The organism is Actinoplanes sp. NPDC021490, assembly GCF_055562135.1.
This window is the reverse complement of sequence record NZ_JBVHFW010000002.1, coordinates 411,381-430,251: the sequence shown is the minus strand read 5'-3', so window position 1 is coordinate 430,251 and position 18,871 is coordinate 411,381. Positions and strand designations below refer to the sequence as shown.

General features: G+C 72.9%; 17 protein-coding genes. 9 read left to right on the top strand and 8 right to left on the bottom strand.

Features of this window, described 5'->3' with window-relative positions; all coding sequences use genetic code 11:
* The first annotated feature begins 88 nt into the window (after positions 1-88).
* Positions 89-1,537: an aromatic amino acid lyase gene (locus ACZ3I4_RS06415; RefSeq protein ID WP_465380826.1), complete on the top strand. Its 1,449-nt coding sequence runs from the start codon at positions 89-91 to the stop codon at positions 1,535-1,537.
* A 150-nt stretch (positions 1,538-1,687) separates the two neighbouring features.
* Here the strand turns inward: ACZ3I4_RS06415 and ACZ3I4_RS06410 are convergent, their stop codons facing one another.
* Both ACZ3I4_RS06410 and ACZ3I4_RS06405 read right to left on the bottom strand, forming a co-directional pair.
* Positions 1,688-2,182 carry a cysteine dioxygenase gene (locus ACZ3I4_RS06410; RefSeq protein WP_465380825.1) on the bottom strand — a complete coding sequence of 165 codons (495 nt, stop codon included), beginning with the start codon at positions 2,180-2,182 and terminating at the stop codon, positions 1,688-1,690.
* Positions 2,179-3,057: an amidohydrolase family protein gene (locus ACZ3I4_RS06405; RefSeq protein WP_465380824.1), complete on the bottom strand. Its 879-nt coding sequence runs from the start codon at positions 3,055-3,057 to the stop codon at positions 2,179-2,181. Before ACZ3I4_RS06405 ends, ACZ3I4_RS06410 begins: the two co-directional genes overlap by 4 nt.
* Positions 3,058-3,194: 137 nt before the next feature.
* Between ACZ3I4_RS06405 and ACZ3I4_RS06400 the strand changes: the two genes are divergently transcribed.
* Positions 3,195-4,175, top strand: a complete 981-nt coding sequence (locus ACZ3I4_RS06400; protein WP_465380823.1) for a LacI family DNA-binding transcriptional regulator — start codon at positions 3,195-3,197, stop codon at positions 4,173-4,175.
* Positions 4,176-4,289: 114 nt separating this feature from the next.
* Here ACZ3I4_RS06400 and ACZ3I4_RS06395 read toward each other — a convergent pair whose 3' ends face one another.
* Entirely contained in the window at positions 4,290-5,708 is a 1,419-nt protein-coding gene (locus tag ACZ3I4_RS06395) for an aromatic amino acid lyase (protein WP_465380822.1), read from the bottom strand.
* A complete protein-coding gene (locus ACZ3I4_RS06390; protein WP_465380821.1) occupies positions 5,705-6,727 on the bottom strand; it encodes an ornithine cyclodeaminase family protein in 1,023 nt (340 codons plus the stop codon). The genes ACZ3I4_RS06395 and ACZ3I4_RS06390 overlap by 4 nt, the downstream gene beginning before the upstream one ends.
* A 44-nt stretch (positions 6,728-6,771) precedes the next feature.
* Between ACZ3I4_RS06390 and ACZ3I4_RS06385 the strand changes: the two genes are divergently transcribed.
* On the top strand, positions 6,772-7,620 hold the full coding sequence (locus ACZ3I4_RS06385) for a MurR/RpiR family transcriptional regulator (RefSeq protein ID WP_465380820.1): 849 nt from the start codon (positions 6,772-6,774) through the stop codon (positions 7,618-7,620).
* On the opposite strand, the gene ACZ3I4_RS06380 is transcribed toward ACZ3I4_RS06385, so the two are convergent.
* Positions 7,614-8,303, bottom strand: coding sequence for a hypothetical protein (locus tag ACZ3I4_RS06380; protein ID WP_465380819.1), 690 nt, complete (start codon positions 8,301-8,303; stop codon positions 7,614-7,616). The genes ACZ3I4_RS06385 and ACZ3I4_RS06380 overlap by 7 nt on opposite strands.
* A 100-nt stretch (positions 8,304-8,403) precedes the next feature.
* On the opposite strand from ACZ3I4_RS06380, the gene ACZ3I4_RS06375 reads away from it, so the two are divergent.
* From ACZ3I4_RS06375 to ACZ3I4_RS06355, 5 genes are all read left to right on the top strand, one after another.
* Positions 8,404-9,495: an alpha/beta hydrolase family protein gene (locus ACZ3I4_RS06375; RefSeq protein WP_465380818.1), complete on the top strand. Its 1,092-nt coding sequence runs from the start codon at positions 8,404-8,406 to the stop codon at positions 9,493-9,495.
* Positions 9,496-9,552: 57 nt separating this feature from the next.
* The gene (locus ACZ3I4_RS06370; protein WP_465380817.1) at positions 9,553-10,872 is read left to right on the top strand and encodes an FAD-dependent oxidoreductase; all 1,320 of its coding nucleotides are present in this window, start codon (positions 9,553-9,555) and stop codon (positions 10,870-10,872) included.
* Between the two features lie 84 nt (positions 10,873-10,956).
* On the top strand, positions 10,957-11,454 hold the full coding sequence (locus ACZ3I4_RS06365) for a SigE family RNA polymerase sigma factor (RefSeq protein WP_465380816.1): 498 nt from the start codon (positions 10,957-10,959) through the stop codon (positions 11,452-11,454).
* Positions 11,451-12,422, top strand: coding sequence for a hypothetical protein (locus ACZ3I4_RS06360; RefSeq protein WP_465380815.1), 972 nt, complete (start codon positions 11,451-11,453; stop codon positions 12,420-12,422). Before ACZ3I4_RS06365 ends, ACZ3I4_RS06360 begins: the two co-directional genes overlap by 4 nt.
* Positions 12,423-12,645: 223 nt before the next feature.
* Positions 12,646-13,803: a molybdopterin-binding protein gene (locus ACZ3I4_RS06355; protein ID WP_465380814.1), complete on the top strand. Its 1,158-nt coding sequence runs from the start codon at positions 12,646-12,648 to the stop codon at positions 13,801-13,803.
* An 11-nt stretch (positions 13,804-13,814) separates the two neighbouring features.
* On the opposite strand, the gene ACZ3I4_RS06350 is transcribed toward ACZ3I4_RS06355, so the two are convergent.
* The 3 genes from ACZ3I4_RS06350 to ACZ3I4_RS06340 all read right to left on the bottom strand — a co-directional run bounded on the left by ACZ3I4_RS06350 (position 13,815) and on the right by ACZ3I4_RS06340 (position 16,971).
* Positions 13,815-15,449, bottom strand: coding sequence for a thiamine pyrophosphate-binding protein (locus ACZ3I4_RS06350; RefSeq protein ID WP_465380813.1), 1,635 nt, complete (start codon positions 15,447-15,449; stop codon positions 13,815-13,817).
* Positions 15,450-15,480: 31 nt separating this feature from the next.
* Entirely contained in the window at positions 15,481-16,254 is a 774-nt protein-coding gene (locus ACZ3I4_RS06345) for a cyclase family protein (protein WP_465380812.1), read from the bottom strand.
* A 99-nt stretch (positions 16,255-16,353) separates the two neighbouring features.
* Positions 16,354-16,971, bottom strand: a complete 618-nt coding sequence (locus tag ACZ3I4_RS06340; protein ID WP_465380811.1) for a flavodoxin family protein — start codon at positions 16,969-16,971, stop codon at positions 16,354-16,356.
* An 82-nt stretch (positions 16,972-17,053) separates the two neighbouring features.
* On the opposite strand from ACZ3I4_RS06340, the gene ACZ3I4_RS06335 reads away from it, so the two are divergent.
* Positions 17,054-18,808, top strand: a complete 1,755-nt coding sequence (locus ACZ3I4_RS06335; protein ID WP_465380810.1) for a GAF domain-containing SpoIIE family protein phosphatase — start codon at positions 17,054-17,056, stop codon at positions 18,806-18,808.
* Positions 18,809-18,871 lie beyond the last annotated feature (63 nt).

Here is an 18,871-nt window from a genome sequence, read left to right as displayed (position 1 = left end):
GGCTATTCATACTTCAGGTGTAGTGAATAGAATGTCAACGGCCTCGGGGCGGCCTTTACGGTCTGGTAACACTGGTGATGGTGGCGCTATGCAGGCAGAACGGCTCGACGGGGCGAACCTGACGATCAGTGGTCTCGTGGCCATCGCTTCCGGTCGATGTGGTGTCGAGGTCGAGTCGGCCGCCCTGCGTCGGGTCGGGGAAAGTAACGCGCTGTTGCAGCACGCCCGGGCGCACGGCGCAGTCTACGGGGCGAATACCGGGGTCGGCGCCAACCGGCACGAGCGCGCCAGTGACGAGGAACGCGGTCTGCGCCTGCTCCGCAGTCACTGCGCGGCGGTGGGGCCGGTCGAGGACGACATCACGGCTCGCGCGGCCATGACCGTACGGCTCAATCAGATCCTCGCCGGAGGCTCCGGCATCTCCACCCGGGTCGCCGAGGCGCTGGCCGAGGCTCTGCAGAACGGCGCCGTCCCGACCATGCACTCGTGGGGCGCCATCGGCACGGCCGACCTGGCCTCCCTGGCCGAGCTGGGCCTCACGCTGGCCGGTGAGCGGCCCTGGCAGCACGGCAAGGGGCCGACCACCACCATCGACGCGACCGACGCGCTCCCGCTGATCAGTTCGAGCGCGCTCACGGTGGCGACGGCCGCGCTCGCCCTGCAGCGGATGCAGAGCCAGCTGCGCGCATCAGTGGTGGTGGCGGCGCTGAGCTTCCTGGCGCTGCGGGGCAACCCGGAGGCGTACGACGTCGCCGTGCACCGCAACCGGGCCCACCCCGGTCAGGTCGAGGTGGCCCGGCTGATGAGCCGCCTGGTCGCCGGATGCGCGGCGCCGGTGCGCATCCAGGACCCGTTCGGCCTGCGGGTGCTGCCCCAGGTGACGGCCCCGGCCATCCACGCCGCCCGCACGCTCGACGACGTGCTCACCGAGGAGGTCAACGCGGCCGTCGAGAACCCGCTGGTCACCCCCGAGGGCGTACGGCATCACGGGCAGTTCCACACGGCGACGCTGGCCTCCGGCCTGGACGCCGCGCGCGGAGCGTTCCTGCCGGTGCTGTCGCTGTCGACCGCGCGGCTGGGACTGCTGATGCGCCCCGACCTGACCGGCCTGCGCGCGTTCCTGGCGGCCGGGCCGGTGGGCAGCTCCGGGCTGATGATCAGCGAATACGTGGTGCAGGACGTGCTCACCCAGATCCGCGTCGGCATGACCCCGACCGCGGCCGGCACGCTCAGCATCTCGCTCGGGCTGGAGGAGCACGCCAGCTTCGCCACCCAGGGCGCGCGGGCCCTGCGCGCGATGACCCAGCTCGCCCCCACGCTGCTCGCCGCCGAGCTGGTCGCGGCCGTGCGGGCGCTGCGGATGGCGCCCGGCCGGCTCACTGTCGGCCCGCTGCGGGACGCGTTCGAGATGGCCGACGAGGCGCTCGAGGTGTCCGAGGACGACCGGCCGCTCGGCGCCGACCTCGAGCAGGGCGCCGATCTGCTGCCGCAGCTGGGCGCGGTGCTCGACTATTCCTCGATGGGCCTCAGCGCGTAGGCGGCCCCCGTTGACCGGCCTGTGTGCGCGGGCGTGCGTCCTCGTCCATGGGCCGGCCTGTGTGCGCGGCCGGGCGTCCTCGTCCATGGCCGCCGGCTCGTGCGCGCGGGCGTGCGTCCTCGTCCATGGGCCGGCGCGCGGGCGGGCGTCCTACTCGTCGATGGGGCGGAGCTCGTCGGCGTAGCTGACCGCCTTGCGCCGCAGCACCCCGGCCTGGCTGATCGAATACTGGCCCATGCGCCAGAGCGGCGGCGAATACGCGTGGATCGAGACCGATCCGTCGGCCGCGCCGCCCATGCGGTGGATGTGGTCGGGCCCGAACGCGAACGTCCGCCCGGCCTCGACCACCCGGGTCACCGGCTCACCGCCCATCCGCGGGGTCGCCTCGGTGACCGCGCCCCGGGTCACGGCGACCGCACCCGAGGACGTGTCGTGGTCGTGCCAGCCGGTGTCGTCGGTCATGTTCCAGCACAGGATCCACACGTCGATGTCGCTGTCCCGATAGAACGACGCGTAATGCCGGCTGCCCGTGTCGTGCCTCACCAGGTGTTCCCACTGCTCCGGCCGCGCGGCGAGCTCGGCGACCCAGCGCTTGAGCTCCGGCAGATCGAGCACCCGACCGGGCAGGGCCGGCAGAACGGTCATCGCGCTTCTCCTGTCAGAAAATGGTGCGGGTTGGCGGTGAACAGGGCGTGGGTGAAGGCCGCGCCGAGACCGGGGTCGGTGGCTTCCGCGTACGGGCGGTCGGAGCCGGACACGATCGGGTCGACGCCGACCACGCGGACCAGGGCGTCGATCGCCCGGGTGCCGTACGACGAGGTCTCGTAGAAGACGTTGGCGTCGAGCGCGCCGAGCCGGCCCCCGCGCGCGGCCAGCCGTTCGTGGTGCAGCGGCGCCAGGCCGGCCAGCGCCACGAAACCGATGCGCACGTCCTTGCGGCCCGCCACGTGCCACGCCAGCCACGCCTGGTGCATCTGGGCCACGTACGGAACCAGGGCCGGCCACCACGACGGCAGGCCCGGATCGCACGCGGGCGCCGGGCCGGGGTGGACGAGAACAGGCTTGTTGGCCTTGTGCGCCTCGTCGAGCAGCGGGCCGACGTGGGCGATGGCCTGCGGATCGGCGAGCGCGGTGGCCGGCAGCTGAAGCCCGGCGACCCGGTCCTCCCGCAGGATCTTGGCCAGGCCGTCGGGGTCCGGTTCGCCCACTCCGGCGGCGGCCCACACGTGGAAGGGCTCGCCCAGCTCGAGCGCGCTCTCGTGCCAGATGTCGATCAGCTCGGCGCCGTCGTGGGCGGGCAGATGCTCGATGCCGAGCGGGCTGGAGAGCGAGATCAGGACCCGGTCGGCGCGCTCGCTTCCGCGGCGCTGCTCGACGTCGTGCGCTTGCGGGTCCACCTCGTACGGGTTCTCGCCCGGCAGGTGCAGCGTCCAGCCCCGCATGTACGGATACGTGTGCCGACGGCGCAGCGCGTCGACCAGCCGGGCCGGCCACAGGTGCTGATGGCAGTCGACCAACATCCGAACTCCTGACGCGGGGGAGGGAAGCGCTTCACTCTGAGGAAAGTGAAGCGCTTCCCTCCGCGGTTGGCAATGTGTTCTCAAGCACCGGAACGGGCGCGGGCGACCGGGCGGCGGGACGGTGTTACATTCGGCCGATGTCACGGCAGCAGGGGCGCCGGACCCTGCAGGATCTGGCGACCGCCGCGGGGCTGTCGCTGGCCGCCACCTCTTATGCCCTGCGTGGCGTCCGCGGGTCGCGGGCCACGATCGACCGCGTGCGCCAGCTGGCCGACGACATGGGCTACACCGTCGACCCGATCGCGCGGGCGCTGGCCAGCGGGCGTACGGGATGGGTCGGGGTCTCCGGCTCCCTGCGCGATCTCTGGCAGCAGGACCTGTCGGTGCTGCTCACACGGGCCCTGCGCCGCCAGGGGCGGTTCGCCACGATCGCCGACGCCGATGCCGACCCGCAGCTCGAACGCCGCATCGTCGAGCAGTTCGCGGCCCAGCGGGTGGACGGCGCGCTCGTCTCGCCCGTCGACCCGACCGCCTCCTACTGGCAGCTGCTCGGGCCCGAAGTCACCGTCGTCTCGATCGGCGACGCGCTGACCGACCGGCCCGGCTCGGGCAGCGTGCTCTTCGACAACGCGTACGGGGTGGAGACCGCCTTCGCCCACCTGGCCGAGCTGGGCCATCGCCGCATCGGGCTGCTCGCGCCCGCGCTGCCGTCGACGCCCGGCCGGCCGGCCCAACTGCTCGCGTCCGAGATCGCCGAGGCGCTCGGCATCGACCTGGTCGCGATCTCGGCGCCCGCCGCCACCACCGAGGCCGTCGAGATCGTCTCGGAGCTGCTGTCCGGCCCCAACCGGCCGACCGGGGTGTTCTGCCTGAGCGATTCGCTGGCCTTCGCCGTCTATCGGGCCGCCCGCGACGCGGGCCTGCGCATCCCCGGCGACCTGTCGGTGATCGGGTACGACGACCACCAGCTCGCGGTGCTGGTCGAGCCGGGCCTGACCACGATGGCGTGGGACGAGGACGCGATCGTCGAGGCGGCCGTGAGCCAGCTCGAGACCCCGGGCGAGGTGCCGCTGTTCCGGCCCGAGCTGGTCGTGCGCGGCTCGACCTGCGCGGTCTAAAACCATCGTGCCGTTCCGAGCTGGTCGTGCGCGGTTCGACCTGCGCGGCCTGAAACCATCGTGCCGTTCCGAGCCGCGCGGTCTAGAACTATGTTCACCGCGAGGTCAGCCGGTCTAAAGCTGTTCGGGTCGCCGTTCTAGAAGAGTGGCGACGATCTTGTCGAGGTCGCGGCCCCACGGCCGGTCGGCGGTGCCCGGCGGCAGCAGGGCGTCGAGCTCGGCGAGACACTTCGGGCCGCCCAGCCGACCGGCCTGGACCACCGCCAGCAGCTCGCAGGCCAGCACGTCGCGCAGCCCCGTGATCACCTCGTCCAGGCATTCGGCCGCCTCGAAACCGAAGCTCTGCACGTCCTCCTGTCCAAGCGACGTCTCGATCGCGCCGGAAAGGGCGGGGACGGCGAAGCGCCGCAGCCGGTGGGTGACGCCGACTGCGCGTTTGTGCACGGTAGCCATGCCCGCGTGCAGGCCGGGCGACTCCGAGAGCTGCCGGTTGAGGCCGGTCTGGCCGGTGTCGAGCAGGCGGTGCAGGCGGGCCGTGCCCAGCTCGGCCAGGTGCACCAGGGCCGTGGTCAGGGCGGACAGGGCCGCGGTGAGGTCGGTGCCGGCGAAGCCGAACGTCCCTGTGAACTCGCCGCCGAGATGCGCGGGGGAGTCGGTGACCGACTCGAGCGCCCGGTCGGCGGCGGCGTCGAGCGCGTCCACGGCCCGCACGGCGACGGCCAGGGCGGGGGCGGTGACGCGGAACGAGACCGGGGCCTGCAGCGCCCGGGCCGGCGCTTCGCCCCGCAGTTTGCGCAGGTCGTCGAGGATGTCGCGCAGTTCGGGACTGTCGGCCAGGGCCGGGTGCAGGGCGTCGGGGCTGGCGCCGATCACGGTGTGCGAGGCGGCCGCGCCGGTGACGATCCGGGGCAGCAGATCCCGTACGGCGTCGCCCGCGAGGACGGCCAGGCCGGTCAGCCCGGGCACGCCCTCCAGGAACGCGATGCCTTCCTTGGGGCCGAACGGGCGCGGCGTCGCGAAAGGGGTGCCGTCGAGGGTCCGGCCGGTGCCGTTGAGGACCGCCCCCGCGTGCGCGAGCGGGATGATCTCGCCCGCGGCGCCGTTGCCCCGGGCCGGGATGGCTGGGACGACGCCGGAGTCGAGCAATCCGGCCAGCGCCCGGCACAGCTCGGGGGAGACGCCGGCGGACGGGTGCAGGAACGTGCGCAGACGCGCGGCGAGCAGCGCGCGGGCCTGGTCGGCGCGCAGCCACGGCGCGGACCCGACGGCGCGGCCCGTCATCAGGGTGTCCTGGTGCCGCGCCTGGGCCTCGGGATCCAGCCGCACGCCGGACAGGGCGCCCATGCCGGTGTTCACGCCGTAGACGGTCCTGCCTTCGAGGTCCCTCAGGGTGGCGCGACGGCTCTCGGCGACGGCCTCGAGAAGCTCCTCGCCGAGCTCGATCCGGCATTCGCCGCGCGCGACCGCCCCGATGACCGAGCGGTCGAGGTCTCCGGGGCGCTCGATCCGGCGTACGGGCAAAGGTCTGGTCATCGGTAGCGGAGCATCGTGCCCGCGTCGGCCGACTCGGCGCGGGTCAGGATCAGGCGGGCCAGGGCCACGTCGAGGATCGACAGCCCGCGGTGCCAGAACAGGATCCGCTCGTCGTCCCGCTCGCGTCCCGGCTTCTGCCCGCTGACGATCTCGCCGATCTGCGCGTACAGCGTCTTCTCGCTGAGCCGCCCGGTGTCGACGTGCGCGCGCAACGCCCCGAACCGTCCCGACTGCGACTCGCGCCAGTCGTCGACGACCACCTTGTCCATCACGTCGAGCAGGTCGAGCTCGACCGCGCTGACGGTGCCGTAGGGGACGACGAACGCGCCCGGCCGGACCGCCGCCGTACGCAGAAGCGGGGCCGGCTTTTCCAGGCGGGACGCCTCGACGAGGATGTCGGCACCGTCGAACGCCTCGTCGGCGGTGGCCACCGCGCGCACCGGAGTGGCGGTGACCTGCCGCAACTGCTCGGCGAAGGCCTCGCGCGACTCGGGCCGGCGGCTCGTCACCCGGATCTCGGTCAGCGGGAACAGGCTGTCGAGCATGGTGACGTTGGCGAACGCCGTGCCGCGCGCGCCCACGTGCCCGAGGATCTTCGAGTCGGGCCGGGCCAGGTATTTCGCGCCGACGGCGGTCATGGCCCCCGTACGCACCTCGGTGATCCACGTGGCATCCATGATCGAGAGCGGGACGCCGGTCGTCGGGTCGTACACGTTCATCAGCGCAAGCTCGCTGGGCAGGCCTTTCTGATAGTTCGGCACGAAGTCGCCGACCACCTTGACCCCGCTCAGGCCGCGCTCGCCGAGCGTGTCGACGTGCCCGCGCAGCACGTTGAAGTGGCCGGTCCCGCCGTTGTTGGGCACCAGGTGGGTGCGCGGCTCGAACACGGTCTCGCCCCGGCCGTGCGCCGCGACGACGTTCTCGACCGCCGTGATCACCTCGGCCGGCGTGATGGCCAGCGTGTCGATGTCGGCGCTGTTGAGGAACCGGATCCAGAGCTCCGCCGGAGTGTGAATCATGTAATGCACCCTATAACCTTGGTGTTTCGAAGTATTCAGCTCGGATGACTGGCGGCCCTATGACGTTGCCGAAACGCCTGGATACCGGCCGGGCCGAGGACTGGCTGCTCGACCTCGCGCAGCGGCATCGGCTCTCACCCACACAGCGTCAGATCGTGCAGCGGATGCTCGGCATGTTCCCCGACGTGGCGTTCCTGTCCACGATCGAGATCGCCGAGCAGGCCGGGGTGTCGCAGCCGACCGTCACCCGGCTCGCCACCGCGCTGGGCTTCGCCGGATACCCCGAGTTCCGCGCCGCGATGCGCGAGGTGGTGCTGTCCCGGCACGGCGACATCCCCGACCGGCACACCGCCGTCGACCTCGAGGTGGCCAACCTCGGCGCGCTCAAGAGGGTGCTCGGCACCGACCGGATGGCCGCCGCCGTACGCCTGCTGGCCCCCACCTCACCGCTCGGCGTGATCGGCCTGCGGGCGTCGGCCGCCCTGGCCGACTATTTCGGCTACTTCGCCCGTCGCGTCCTGCCGTCCGTGCGCGTCGCGACCGACGCCAGTTGCCTCGACGACTCGGTGCTCGAGCTGCGTCATCAGGGCGCCTCGGCCGTGCTGGCCTTTGCGATGCCGCGCTACCCGGCGGCCACGGTCGAGTCGCTGCGGCTGGCGCGCCGGCTCGGCATGGCCACCGTGGTGATCACGGACAGTCCGCTGGTGCCGTTCGCCGCGGAGGCCGACGTGCTGCTGGTCGCGCCCGTGGGCACGGGGCTGGTCTTCGACTCGCACGCGGCCGTGGTGGTGCTGGCGATCAGTCTGCTCGACGCCATCGCCGGCACCGACCCGCAGCGTACGCAGGAAAGGCTCGAGGCCCACGAGGCGCTGGTGGACCGCTGGGCCTACTGACCCACGCACTCCTGCTTGAAACCGGCGTCGCGCCAGATCCGCTTGAACTTCCCGCCGGTGTACTCGTAGCGGTAGAAAAGGATCAGGTCGGGGCAGGCCCGGGTGCCCTTGTCGCTGGTCCCGTACGCCTTCACGCCGATGATGCCCTTGTTGTAGAGCACCTGCTCGACGACCGGCTGATCCATCTTGGCGACGTCCTCGAGCAGTGTCCCGGCCCGCTTGGCCCCGCGCGGGGTGGTCGTGTTCTTGAAGACCTCGATCGTCGACGCCCAGTACGAGGTGGAGGCCTCACAGCTGCGGGTCACGATCGTGTCCATGACGCCGTCCTTGGTGACGTCCTCGTGGCCCACATCCTGGATCACCGGCTTCTGACCCTCGTACGGGCACGGCTTCACCACGGCGGCCCAGTCCTTCACGGCGGGTGCCTTCGTCGCCGGCGGCTTCGTGGACGGCGGCGTTGTCGCTTCCGGCTCCGATTCCGCTTCCGGTGCCGCCGCCGGAGCGGTCGTGGCCGGCGGGCTCGCCTCCGGGCTGCCCCCGAAACCGGTGTCCGGCTTCGCGGTAGTGGCCGTGCTGCTCGCGCCGGGCGACGCGTTGGCCGGCGCGTCGCGGTGGGCACAGCCGGCCGTGGCCGTTATCGCCAGGGCGAGGGTCGCAATCAGGGTTCCCCGTGTGAAACGCATGCCGGTGACCCTACGTACGGGGGCCGACACGCGAATCCCCGATTGATGCCATCGATATTTGGGTCTAGCGCCAATTGGTTGGCCATGGAAACCTATTGGCATGAGACGACGTTCCTTGCTTGCCGCCGTGCTCGCCACCGGGGTCGCCGTGCCGCTCGGCGCGGGTCCCGCGATTGCTGCTCCCGTACGCCTGACGTTGCCCCTCCCCACCGGCCCGCACCCGATCGGCACAGTCGCGATCCGCCTCGCCGACCGGCAGCGATCGCGCGAGCTGATGGCCACCATCTGGTATCCGTCCACCGATGACGCCCGGCGCCACCCGCTCGCGCCGTGGATGCCGACCGCCTCCTGGCACGCCCTGTTCGGCTCGGTCGGGCTCGACTCGGTCGCCGAGCCGGCCTTGACCGCGGGCCGGGTGGGGGCGCCGGTGCTGCCGGCCCGCGAGCGGCGCCCGATCGTCCTCTACTCCCACGGCAGCAACAGCAGCCGGGCCGAGACCACGATCGTGGTGCAGGAACTGGCCAGCCACGGATACGTCGTGGCCACCGTCGATCATCCGGACAACGGGTTCAGCGAGTTTCCCGACGGCCGGGTCACCGTCCCGGACGAGGAAGGCACCACGCCCTGGGACTCCGCCCACGACGTACGTCTTCTGCTCGACCACCTCGAACGGCTGGCGGGCGACCGGCACGGGCTGGGGGCGGTCCTCGACCTGGGCCGCGTCGGCATGTTCGGCTGGTCCAAGGGCGCCACCGCGACCGCCCTCATGATGAACACCGACCGCCGCGTCCGGGCCGGGATCGGCTTCGACGGCGAGATGCAGTCCCAGCCGACGGTGGCCCCGATCGACCGGCCGTTCATGATCATGAGCGCCTCGTTCCCGCGGGTCAGTGAGCCCAGCGTCGAGCAGTTCTGGCAGCAGTTGAGCGGGTGGCGGCTCAACGTGCAGGCGGTCGGCGCCGTCCACGGGTCGTACAACGACCAGCAGTGGCTCATCCCGCAGATCGCCCGGCTCATCGATCTGGGCGAGGAGGGGTATCTCGACTGGTGCGGCACCCTCGACCCGGCCCGGGCCGTGCGGATCCAGCAGGCCTACCCGCTGGCGTTCTTCGACCTGCACCTGCGTCGCCGCCGGCAGCGCCTGCTCGAGGGCCCGAACCGCGCGTTCACCGAGGTCGAGTACCTCGACTGAGGTCGGGTTCACGACCGAGCACCGCCGCCGCGAGGGCGCGGGCCTACGCTCGGCGCCATGGACGTGGCAGTCGCGGGCGCCGGGCCGACCGGCCTGTTCATGGCGGTCGCCCTGGCCCGGCGCGGCCACCGGGTGACCGTGGTCGACCGCGACGCGGGCCCCGCCCCCGACGGCAGCTGGGAGCGCCGCGGCGTCATGCAGTTCCACCACCCGCACGGGTTCCGGCCGCAGATCGCCCAGGCTCTCCAGGCCGAGATGCCGGAGGTGCTGACGGCTCTCGACGTTGCCGGCGCCGAGCCGGTCGTGTTCCGCGGCGGCGACGGCCAACCGGCTCCGTACGCGGCCCTGCGCTGCCGCCGTGCGGTGTTCGAGAAGGTGCTGCGCGGGTTCGCGGCGGCCGAGCCGGGCGTCACCCTGGCCCGGGGCCACGTCGACGACGTGCTGCGCGAGGGCGGGCGCGCGGCCGGGCTGCGGGTCGACGGGCGCGACGTCCGTGCCCGCCTGGTGATCAACGCGTCGGGCCGGTCCTCCCGGATCGCCCACGACCTGCGCGCCCCGGCCGAGGGCGGCGACTGCGGCCAGGCGTACGTGTCCCGGCAGTACGCGCTGCAGCCCGGGGCCGGGCCGGGGCCGATGAACGCGCCGATCGGCATCATCCAGACCCTGTCCGGCTATCTGGTCGCGGTGTTCCTCCAGGACAGCCGCACGTTCTCGGCGCTGTTCATCCGGCCCGCCGACGACCGCCGCTTCGGCGCGCTCCGCTTCCCGGAGGTGTTCCAGGCGGCCGCCCTCGCGGTTCCGGCTCTGGCCGCGTGGGTGACGTCCGGCCGCAGCACGCCGATCACGCCGGTGCTGCCGGGCGGGCGGCTGCACAACACCTACCGCGGGCAGCTCGACGACGAGGGGCGGGTCGCGCTGCCCGGGCTGCTGCACGTGGGGGACACGGTGTGCACGACCAACCCGTCGGCCGGGCGGGGCATCGCGGTCTCGCTGCGCCAGGCGGTGCGGCTGCTGGCGTTGCTCGACGAGCACCCGGGCGACTCGTCGGCGGTGGCGCTCGAATTCGACCAGTGGTGCCTGGCCAACGTACGCCCGTGGTTCTCCGACCACGTCTATTGGGACGCCGACATCCTGCGCCGGTGGGCCGGTGGCGACGTCGATGTGACCCGGCGGCTGCCCAGCGATCTGATCATGGAGGCGGCCGAACAGGACCCGTCGCTGCTGCGGGTGGTCGGGCCGTACATGGCGATGGAGGCGCTGCCGTCCACCCTGGACGAGATCGAGCCGCAGGCCCGGGCCATCTTCGCCCGCGGCTGGCGGCCGCCGCCGCACCCCGGTCCGACCCGGAACGAGCTGGCCGAATTGATCACGCGCTGAAAGTCGTGACGGAATTCCGTAAGCACTTCCGGGTGTTCGAGGCGTCTTTGTAAGTGAAGGCTCGCGAACACACGGGGAGGGCGAGTGCACAGCGGATTCGAGGAGTACGTGAAGGCGCGCGGCGATGCGCTGCGCTGCTTCGCGTACCTACTCTGCGGCGACCGGCATCTGGGTGAGGACCTGGTCCAAGAGGTGCTGGTCAAGGCCTACCGGCGATGGCCCAAGATCGAGCAGGAGCAACCCGACCACTACCTTCGTACGGCCCTGGTCCGTTCGCACGTCTCCTGGCTGCGCCGCCGCTCGCACACCGAGCAGCCCGGCGAGATCAACGACGATTCCCCCGTACGCGGTGACTTCGCCGACGAGCAGGCCGTGCGCGACGACCTGTGGTCGCGGCTGGGCGGCCTGACCCGGGCCCAGCGCGCGGTCCTGGTCCTGCGCTACTACGAGGATTTCGGCGACCAGCAGATCGCCGACGTGCTGCGCTGCTCGACCAGCACCGTCCGGGTGCACGCCGCCCGGGGCCTGGCCCGCCTGCGCGCCGACCTTTCCCCCGCCTCCTTGAAGGGAGTGTCGCTGTGACTCTGGAAGAAGACCTCCGCACCACCCTGCAGGACCGGGCCACCCGCCCTTCGCCGCACCCCGATCTGTGGGAGAACGTGGCCGCCGGGGTGTGGCGCCGTCGCCGCCACCAGCGGGCCGCCGCCATCGGGGCCGCCGCGCTGGCGCTGGTCGCCGTGGCCGCCGTGCCTCCGCTGCTGGCCAAGCGCTCGGCCGCCCCGCCGCCCGCCGTGCTCCCGACCGTTTCCGTGTCGCCCACGTCCGACTGGGTCAAGCCGAGCTGGCCCCCGGCCGTCTTCCCGATGCGCCCGTCGTGGGTGCCGCCCGGCGTGGGCGCCCGGTCGGTTCATGTCCTGGGCCCCAACACCCACCTGTCCTACGAGCGGGAGGGTTCGGTCCTGTCGGCCGAGGTGGGCCCGGTGGCCGGGTCGTGGGAGGTCGAGGCCGAGGAAACGCACAGGTCCACGGTCAACGGCCGTCCCGCCGAGGTCCACGCCTCCGCCACCTACGACGGCGCCGGCCCCGGCGACGAGTTCGTCGGCGTCCGCTGGCGCCTGCCCGACGGCCGCTGGGTCCAGGTGCTCAGCATGGGCCCGCGCAGCGAGTCCGAGGTGCTGCGCTACGCCCGCGGCCTGACCACCGGCAGCGTTCCCGCCGCCGCGCCGTCGCTGACGTTCGCGTCCCTGCCGCCCGGCTTCATCCGTCAGCAGGAGAGCGAGGACTATATGTGCGTGGCCTCCGCCGCGCTGCCTAAGGAGCGCGAACCCAGCGGCGGCGTCTGCGTCCAGGTGGTGACCGAGCTTGAATCCCCGGCCGAGCCCACCGTGCCGGTCACGGTCAACGGCCGGCCCGGCGAGTTCACGACCTCGAGCCTGACGATCGACCTCGGCCACAAGCGATGGCTCGAACTCTCCTGGACCCCCGACCCGGCCCCGCTGACCAGCGACGAGATCGTTCGCCTGGCCGCCGGCATCACAGTCCGCCCCTGATCCCGCCCGCTCCGCCGGCCCTTCGGCAGGCGGGGCGGAAGGCCGCCGGCCGCAGTCTTGCGGCGGATGAACTGCTAGCCGTGGGGAACCCGGTGCGCGATGACCGGCACGACAGAATGGCCGGAGGATGTCACAACCACTGCGGCGGGGAAGTGAGCTTTTGGTCGCACAGTCGCCGAGGGGCCGCCATGTTCCGGACACGCCGCGCCCGTCTACTGGCCCGGTGCCCCTGACTCAGCAGCGCCGGGCCGTCGCCGGTCTGGCGTGGGCCGACGCGTACGCCGCGGCCCGTGACCGGCCGGCCGCCCTCGCCGCCGAGAGCCGCACGCCCGAGGCGGCCCGGGGCCGGGTGCTGGCCGAGGCCGTGCGCGCCGCGGCCCCGGTGCCTGCCTTCGACGGCGCCGCGATGGACGGTTACGCGGTGTCCGGCCCGGGCCCGTGGACCGTCGTCGGCCTGGTCCTGGCCGGCGCCACGGGAGAGCCGCCGGTCCGGCCGGGCACGGCCGTCGAGATAGCCACCGGCGCCCCCGTGCCGGCCGGAACCGAGGCGGTCCTCCCGTACGAGGACTGCCATGTCGAGGGCGCCACGGTTCACGGCGCGCGCGGCCCCCGGACGCACATCCGCCGCGCGGGCAGCGACGTCCGGCCCGGCGATCTGATCGTCCCGGCCGGGCAGATCGTCACCGCCACCCGGGCCGCCGCGGCCGTGCAGGCCGGTGTCGAGCACGTCCGCGTGCACCGCCGCCCGGCCGTGACGCTGCTGGTCACCGGCGACGAGGTCGTGCTCGGCGGCCGTCCCGGGCCCGGGCAGGTGCGGGACAGCTTCACCGGGATCGTCGACGCCATCGCCACCCGGGCCGGCGGCGCGCTCGGCGGTTCCCGGCATGTCCGTGACCGCCCGGCCGAGCTGGGTGCGGCCCTCGACCAGGCGGACACCGAGGTCGTGGTGGTCAGCGGCTCCTCCTCGGCGGGCGCGGCCGATCACCTGCACGAGCTTCTGGACGAGCGGGACGCCGAGTGGCACGTCCGGGGAGTGGCCTGCCGCCCCGGGCACCCGCAGGCCCTGGCCTGCCTGCCCGGGGGGCGCTGGGTCGTCAGTCTGCCCGGGAACCCGTACGCGGGCCTGGTCTCGGCCTTGACCTTGCTCGAGCCGCTGCTGAGCACGCTGGCCGGACGCCCGCCCGCGCCCCGGCCCGCCGTGCCGGTGAGGGGTACGGCCACCCTGGTGCCCGGCGGCGTGCGGATCGCGCCGGTGAGCGGGGCCGTCCTGCTGCCGACCAGCTCGGCCGGTCTGGCCGCCGCGGCCGCCGCCGACGCCCTCGCCGTGCTGCCCGGTGACTGGACCGACGGCGACCCCGCGCTGCTGCTCGAACTGCCTTAGCAATCAGAGGATCAGTGGCCGCGGAACGCCTCCTCCAGCCACCACGAGGGGCGGCCCGCGGCCACCTTCGCGTCCACCACCATCGGCACCCGGCGCGGCCCGGTCAGCCACGCCGCGACCGGCGCCAGGTCAGACGGGTGGCGCACGGTCACGGCCTCGCAGCCGTACCCCCGGGCGATGGCGGCCAGATTGGTCTCGGGAAACGTCACCGTGGACAGCGGATGCCCGTGCGGGCCGAAGTGGTACACCTCGGCGCCGTACGCGTCGTCGTTGTAGACCGTGATCAGCATGCCGAGGCCGAGCCGGCGTACGGTCTCGAGCTCGGCGATGCTCATCAGGAACCCGCCGTCGCCGCACGCGGCCACCGGCACCCGGTTCGGGGCGGCCAGCGCCGCCCCGAGCGCCGACGCCAGGCCCAGCCCGACCGACTGGAACGCCTGCGTGAAGCAGAAGCCGCGCTGATCCGGAACGGACAGGAACATCGACGGGTAGCCCATGAAGTTGCCCGAGTCGACGGCCACGACGCGTTCGCGCGGCAGCAGATCGTCGAGCGCGATGCTGAACGTCCGCGGGTCGATGTGCTTGCCGTCGCCGTCGTCGTCGTACGAGACGTCGCGCCACCGTCCCTGAAAGACGATCCTTTCCTGGATGGCGGGGGTCCGGTATCCGATGTTGCGCCCGGGCAGGGCCGTGCGCACCGCCCGGGCCGTGCTGCCGGCCTCGCCGACGATGCCCAGGTCGACGCGATGGTGCGCGCCCAGGGCGGCCGGGTCGACGTCGACCTGCACCACGGTCGCCGACGGGCCGACGAGCGCGCCGTGCCGGGTCGTCCACATGTTGAGCGACGCGCCCCAGCCGACCACCACGTCGGCCGCGCCGATCAGTTCGGCGGCCAGGGGAGTGGCGAACCCGCCGGACACGTCGAGGTTCCACGGGATGCCGTTGAACAGGCCCTTCGCGACGGCCGAGGTGGCCAGCAGCGCCCCGCACGCGCCGGCCAGCGACGACAGGGAGTCGCGGGCGCCGGCCGCGCCCCGCCCGGCGATGAAGACGGGCCGTTCCGCCGCGGCGAGCAGGGCGGCCAGGGTCGCCACCGCGTCGTCGTTGGCCTGCGGGGGCTCCACGGCGATGGCGGCGTGCGGCTCGGTCATCTCGGCCGGCGCCGCCTGCACGTCCAGCGGCAGGTTGAGCACGACCGTACGCCGCTCGCTCGTGGCCCGGCGCCACGCCCGCACGGTGTCGGCGACCGCCGTGGCGGCACCGTGGACCCGGTCGCTCGACGCCCCGACCGCGCGGGCCAGCGCGTCCTGATCGACCCGGAAGTTCGACCGCAGGGCCGTGGCCGCCGGTTCGGCCGCCAGCACCAGCATCGGCGTCCGGCTCTTGGCCGCCTCGGCGATCCCGGTCATCGCGTTGGTGAGCCCGCAGCCCTGATGCACGCTGACCACGCCCACCCGGCCGCCGACCCGGGCGTACGCGTCGGCCGCGGTGGCCGCCCCGGCCTCGTGCCGGGTCGCGACGAAGCGGGCGCCGTGCTCGACCAGGGCGTTGGTGACGTGGAAGTTGCCGCTGCCGACCACGCCGAACACGTGCCGGGCGCCCAGTTTGGCCAGGGTCGCGCCGACCACCTCGGCGACCGTGGTCATCGCTTCGTCCTCTCGCGGAACGGCCGGGTGGTCATCGCTCGACCAGAGCCAGCACGCGCGCCGGGCTGCCCGATCCGCCCACGATCGGCAGCGGCGCGGCGATCACGACCGCCCCGGTCGGTGGCAGCGAGGCGAGGTTCTGCAGCTGGGTCAGGCCGTACTTGCCCGCCCCGAGCACGTACGAGTGGCAGGGGAACGCCGGGTCGAACCCGAACGCCTGGCCCGCGTCGGTGCCGACGGTTTCCACGCCGACGCCGATCACGGGCGCCTCCTCGGCCAGCCACTTGGCGCACTCGACCGAGATGCCCGGCGTGTGCGGGCCGGTCGCGTCGGCGTTGAGATAGGCCTCCTGGTCGTTCGAGCGCACGTCCCATCCCGTACGGACGAGAAGCCACCCGCCGGCCGGAAGCGGCCCGTGCTGCTCCTCCCACCGGCGCACGTCCTCGACCTCGAGCAGGGAGTCGGGGTCGGCGGCGACCCGACCGGACACGTCGATGACCGCGGCCGGCGCGATCAGCTTGGGCGGCGCGATCTGCGAGACGTCCTCGCCGTCGCGGGCCGTCACCCAGTGCACCGGCGCGTCGAGGTGGGTGCCGGTGTGCTCGCCGGTGTGGATGTTGTTCCAGTACCAGGCGGGTCCGCGGTCGTCGTACCGGCTGATCTCCTCCAGGCTGAACGTGATGGTGTCGGAGAACGGCGGCGGCAGTTTGAGGATCGGAGTCTCGCTGGACAGCGGGGCCGTGAGATCGACGACCTCGACCGAGCCGGTCCGGATCGCCGCCACCAGCTCCTGCAGAACGCTCATCGTCACTCCACCCTGTGATCACCGCCACGTCGAGGAGAGCCTACGGCGGCGCGCGGCGGTCCCGGGAGTGCCCGAACGGCCGCGGCGGAAGATCAGCTTCTATTCGGCCGGGTAGGGGTTCGCGACCAGGGCGTGGGCCAGGTGGGCGGCGGTGGCGGCGAGCGCCTTGACGGCGGCGCCGGTGGTGTCGGGCTTGGGGCCGGCGTCCTTGTAGTCGACCTTGCCCAGCGCCTCGCCGACCCAGTACGCCCCGCCGTTCGCCGGGATGCTGAAGCCGACGTCGTTGAGGGCCTGGATCACCTCGGCGATCACGTGGTGGGCGCCGTCCTCGTTGCCGACCACACCGACCACGGCCACCTTGTCGTACATCGACGGGCGGCCCCGGTCGTCGGTCTCGGACAGTTCGGCATCGAGGCGCTCGAGCACCATCTTGGTCACGCTCGACGGCTGGCCCATCCAGATCGGGGTGGCGATCACCAGGATGTCCGCCGCGAGGACCTTTTCCCGTACGGCGGGCCAGCCGTCCCCGCCGCCCTCGTCGGTGCTCACGCCGAACTTGATGTTCTGGTCCACGGCCCGGACGACCTCGCCCTCGACGTCGTGGTCGGCCAGCGCGTCCAGGATCTGCCGTCCGAGCAGTTCGCTGCTGGATTCCTCCTCGCCCGACTTCAGGGAGCAGCCCAGAACAAGCGCGCGCAACGTACGGGAGTCAGGCATCGTCGCCACCTCAAGTTGATCAACCAGGGTCGCCGGATGGGTGCCCGGCCGGGGCCCGGTCAAACGCCTGTACGGTTCCTGCATGACCGATGCCGGCCGCCTCGACGACCCGGCCCGTCTGGACGCTTTGGCACGCACCGGACTGGGCCCGTCAGCCGACCCGATCTTCGACCGGTTCACGGCCATGGTCCGGAAAGTCCTGAACATCCCCGTGGCCCTCGTCTCGCTGGTCGACGAGTCGCGGCAGGTGTTCCCCGGAGCGTGCGGGCTGGGCGAGCCCTGGATGGGCCGGCGGCAGACCCCGCTGTCGCACTCGTTCTGCCAGCACGTCGTCACCGGCGGGGAGCCGCTGGTCGTCACCGACGCCCGCACCGACCCGCGAGTGGCCGGCAACCTGGCCATCACCGACCTGGCCGTGGTCGGGTACGCCGGGATGCCGCTGACCGACGCCGACGGTCTCGTGCTGGGCTCGCTGTGCGCGATCGACACCGAGCCCCGGCAGTGGACGACGGCCGAGCTCGAGCTGCTGTCCGACCTGGCCGCGGCCTGCTCGGACAGCCTCCGCCTGCGGATCGCCACGCACGCCGCCAGCCGCCGGGAACACGCCGCCGGGGCCGCGCTGGCCCGCAACCGGCTGCTGCTGCGGGCCAGCGTCACCCTGGCCCAGACGACCACGGTCGCCGACGTCACCGGGACCGTACGGGAACTGGTCGTGGGCACTCTCGACCCGGACTATGTGGGCATCTCCCTGCTCGACCATCGCGGCCGGATGCTGCTGCGCTCGGGTGATTCCCTGCCGCGGAACGTGGCCGCGCAATGGAACCGCTACGCGCGGACGGTCCGGACCCCGTCGGCGCTGGCCGCGGTCTCCGGCAACCCGGTTCTGCTGACCGACCTGGCCGCCGTGCACGCGCAGGCGCCCGACGCCGCCGAGACGTTCCGCGAGATGGGCTGGCAGGCCGCCGCGAGCCTGCCCCTGCCCGGCCCGACCGGCCCGATCGGCTCGCTGACCTTCGTCTGGAAGCAGCCGCAGGACATCGACGCCCTCGACCAGGCGGTGCTGTCCGCCCTGGCCGGTTACGTCGGGCAGGCCATCCAGCGCGCCGACTATTTGTTCTCGCGCGAGCAGGTGGCCGAGCTGCTGCAGCAGTCGATGCTCAGCGACCTGCCCGAGGCCCCGCCGCTCGACCTGGCCGCCCGCTACGAGCCGGCCGCCCGCGGCGAGCACGTCGGCGGCGATGGGTACGACGCGGTGCGCCTCGGCCCCGGCCACCTGGCGCTGGTCGTCGGCGACGTGACCGGCCACGACATGGCGGCGGCGGCCCAGATGGGTCAGCTGCGCAGCATGCTGCGGGCGTTCGTCGTCGACCGGCACGAGCCGCCGTCGGCCCTGCTGCGCCGGCTCGACAACGCCATGCAGGTGCTCGGCGACCGAACCCCGGCCACCGCGCTGCTGGCCTACGTGCTCGCCACCGAGGACGGCCACCGCCTGCAGTGGGCCAACGCCGGCCATCCCGCGCCGCTGCTGCTCGAGCCGGACGGCACGGTCAGCCCGCTCGAGGGCCGCGACATCCTGCTCGGCGTGCAACGCCGCACGCCGCGGACCAACCACACCCGTCCGCTGCCGCCCGGCTCGACCGTGCTGCTCTACACCGACGGCCTGGTCGAGACCCGCACCGACATGCTCGACGACCGCGAACGGGAGCTCCGCGACACCGTGAGTGCCCTGGTCGGAGCCCCGTTGCCCGAACTCCTGGACAAGGTTTTCACCCGTCTGGCCGGCAACAACCACGAGGACGACGTCGCCATGCTGGCCGTCCGCGTGCCCGGGTTCTGAGGCCTGGCTCACCCCGTCGGCGGGCGGAAATAATGCCGGTGCCGCCGAGGTTGTAGCCGTCGA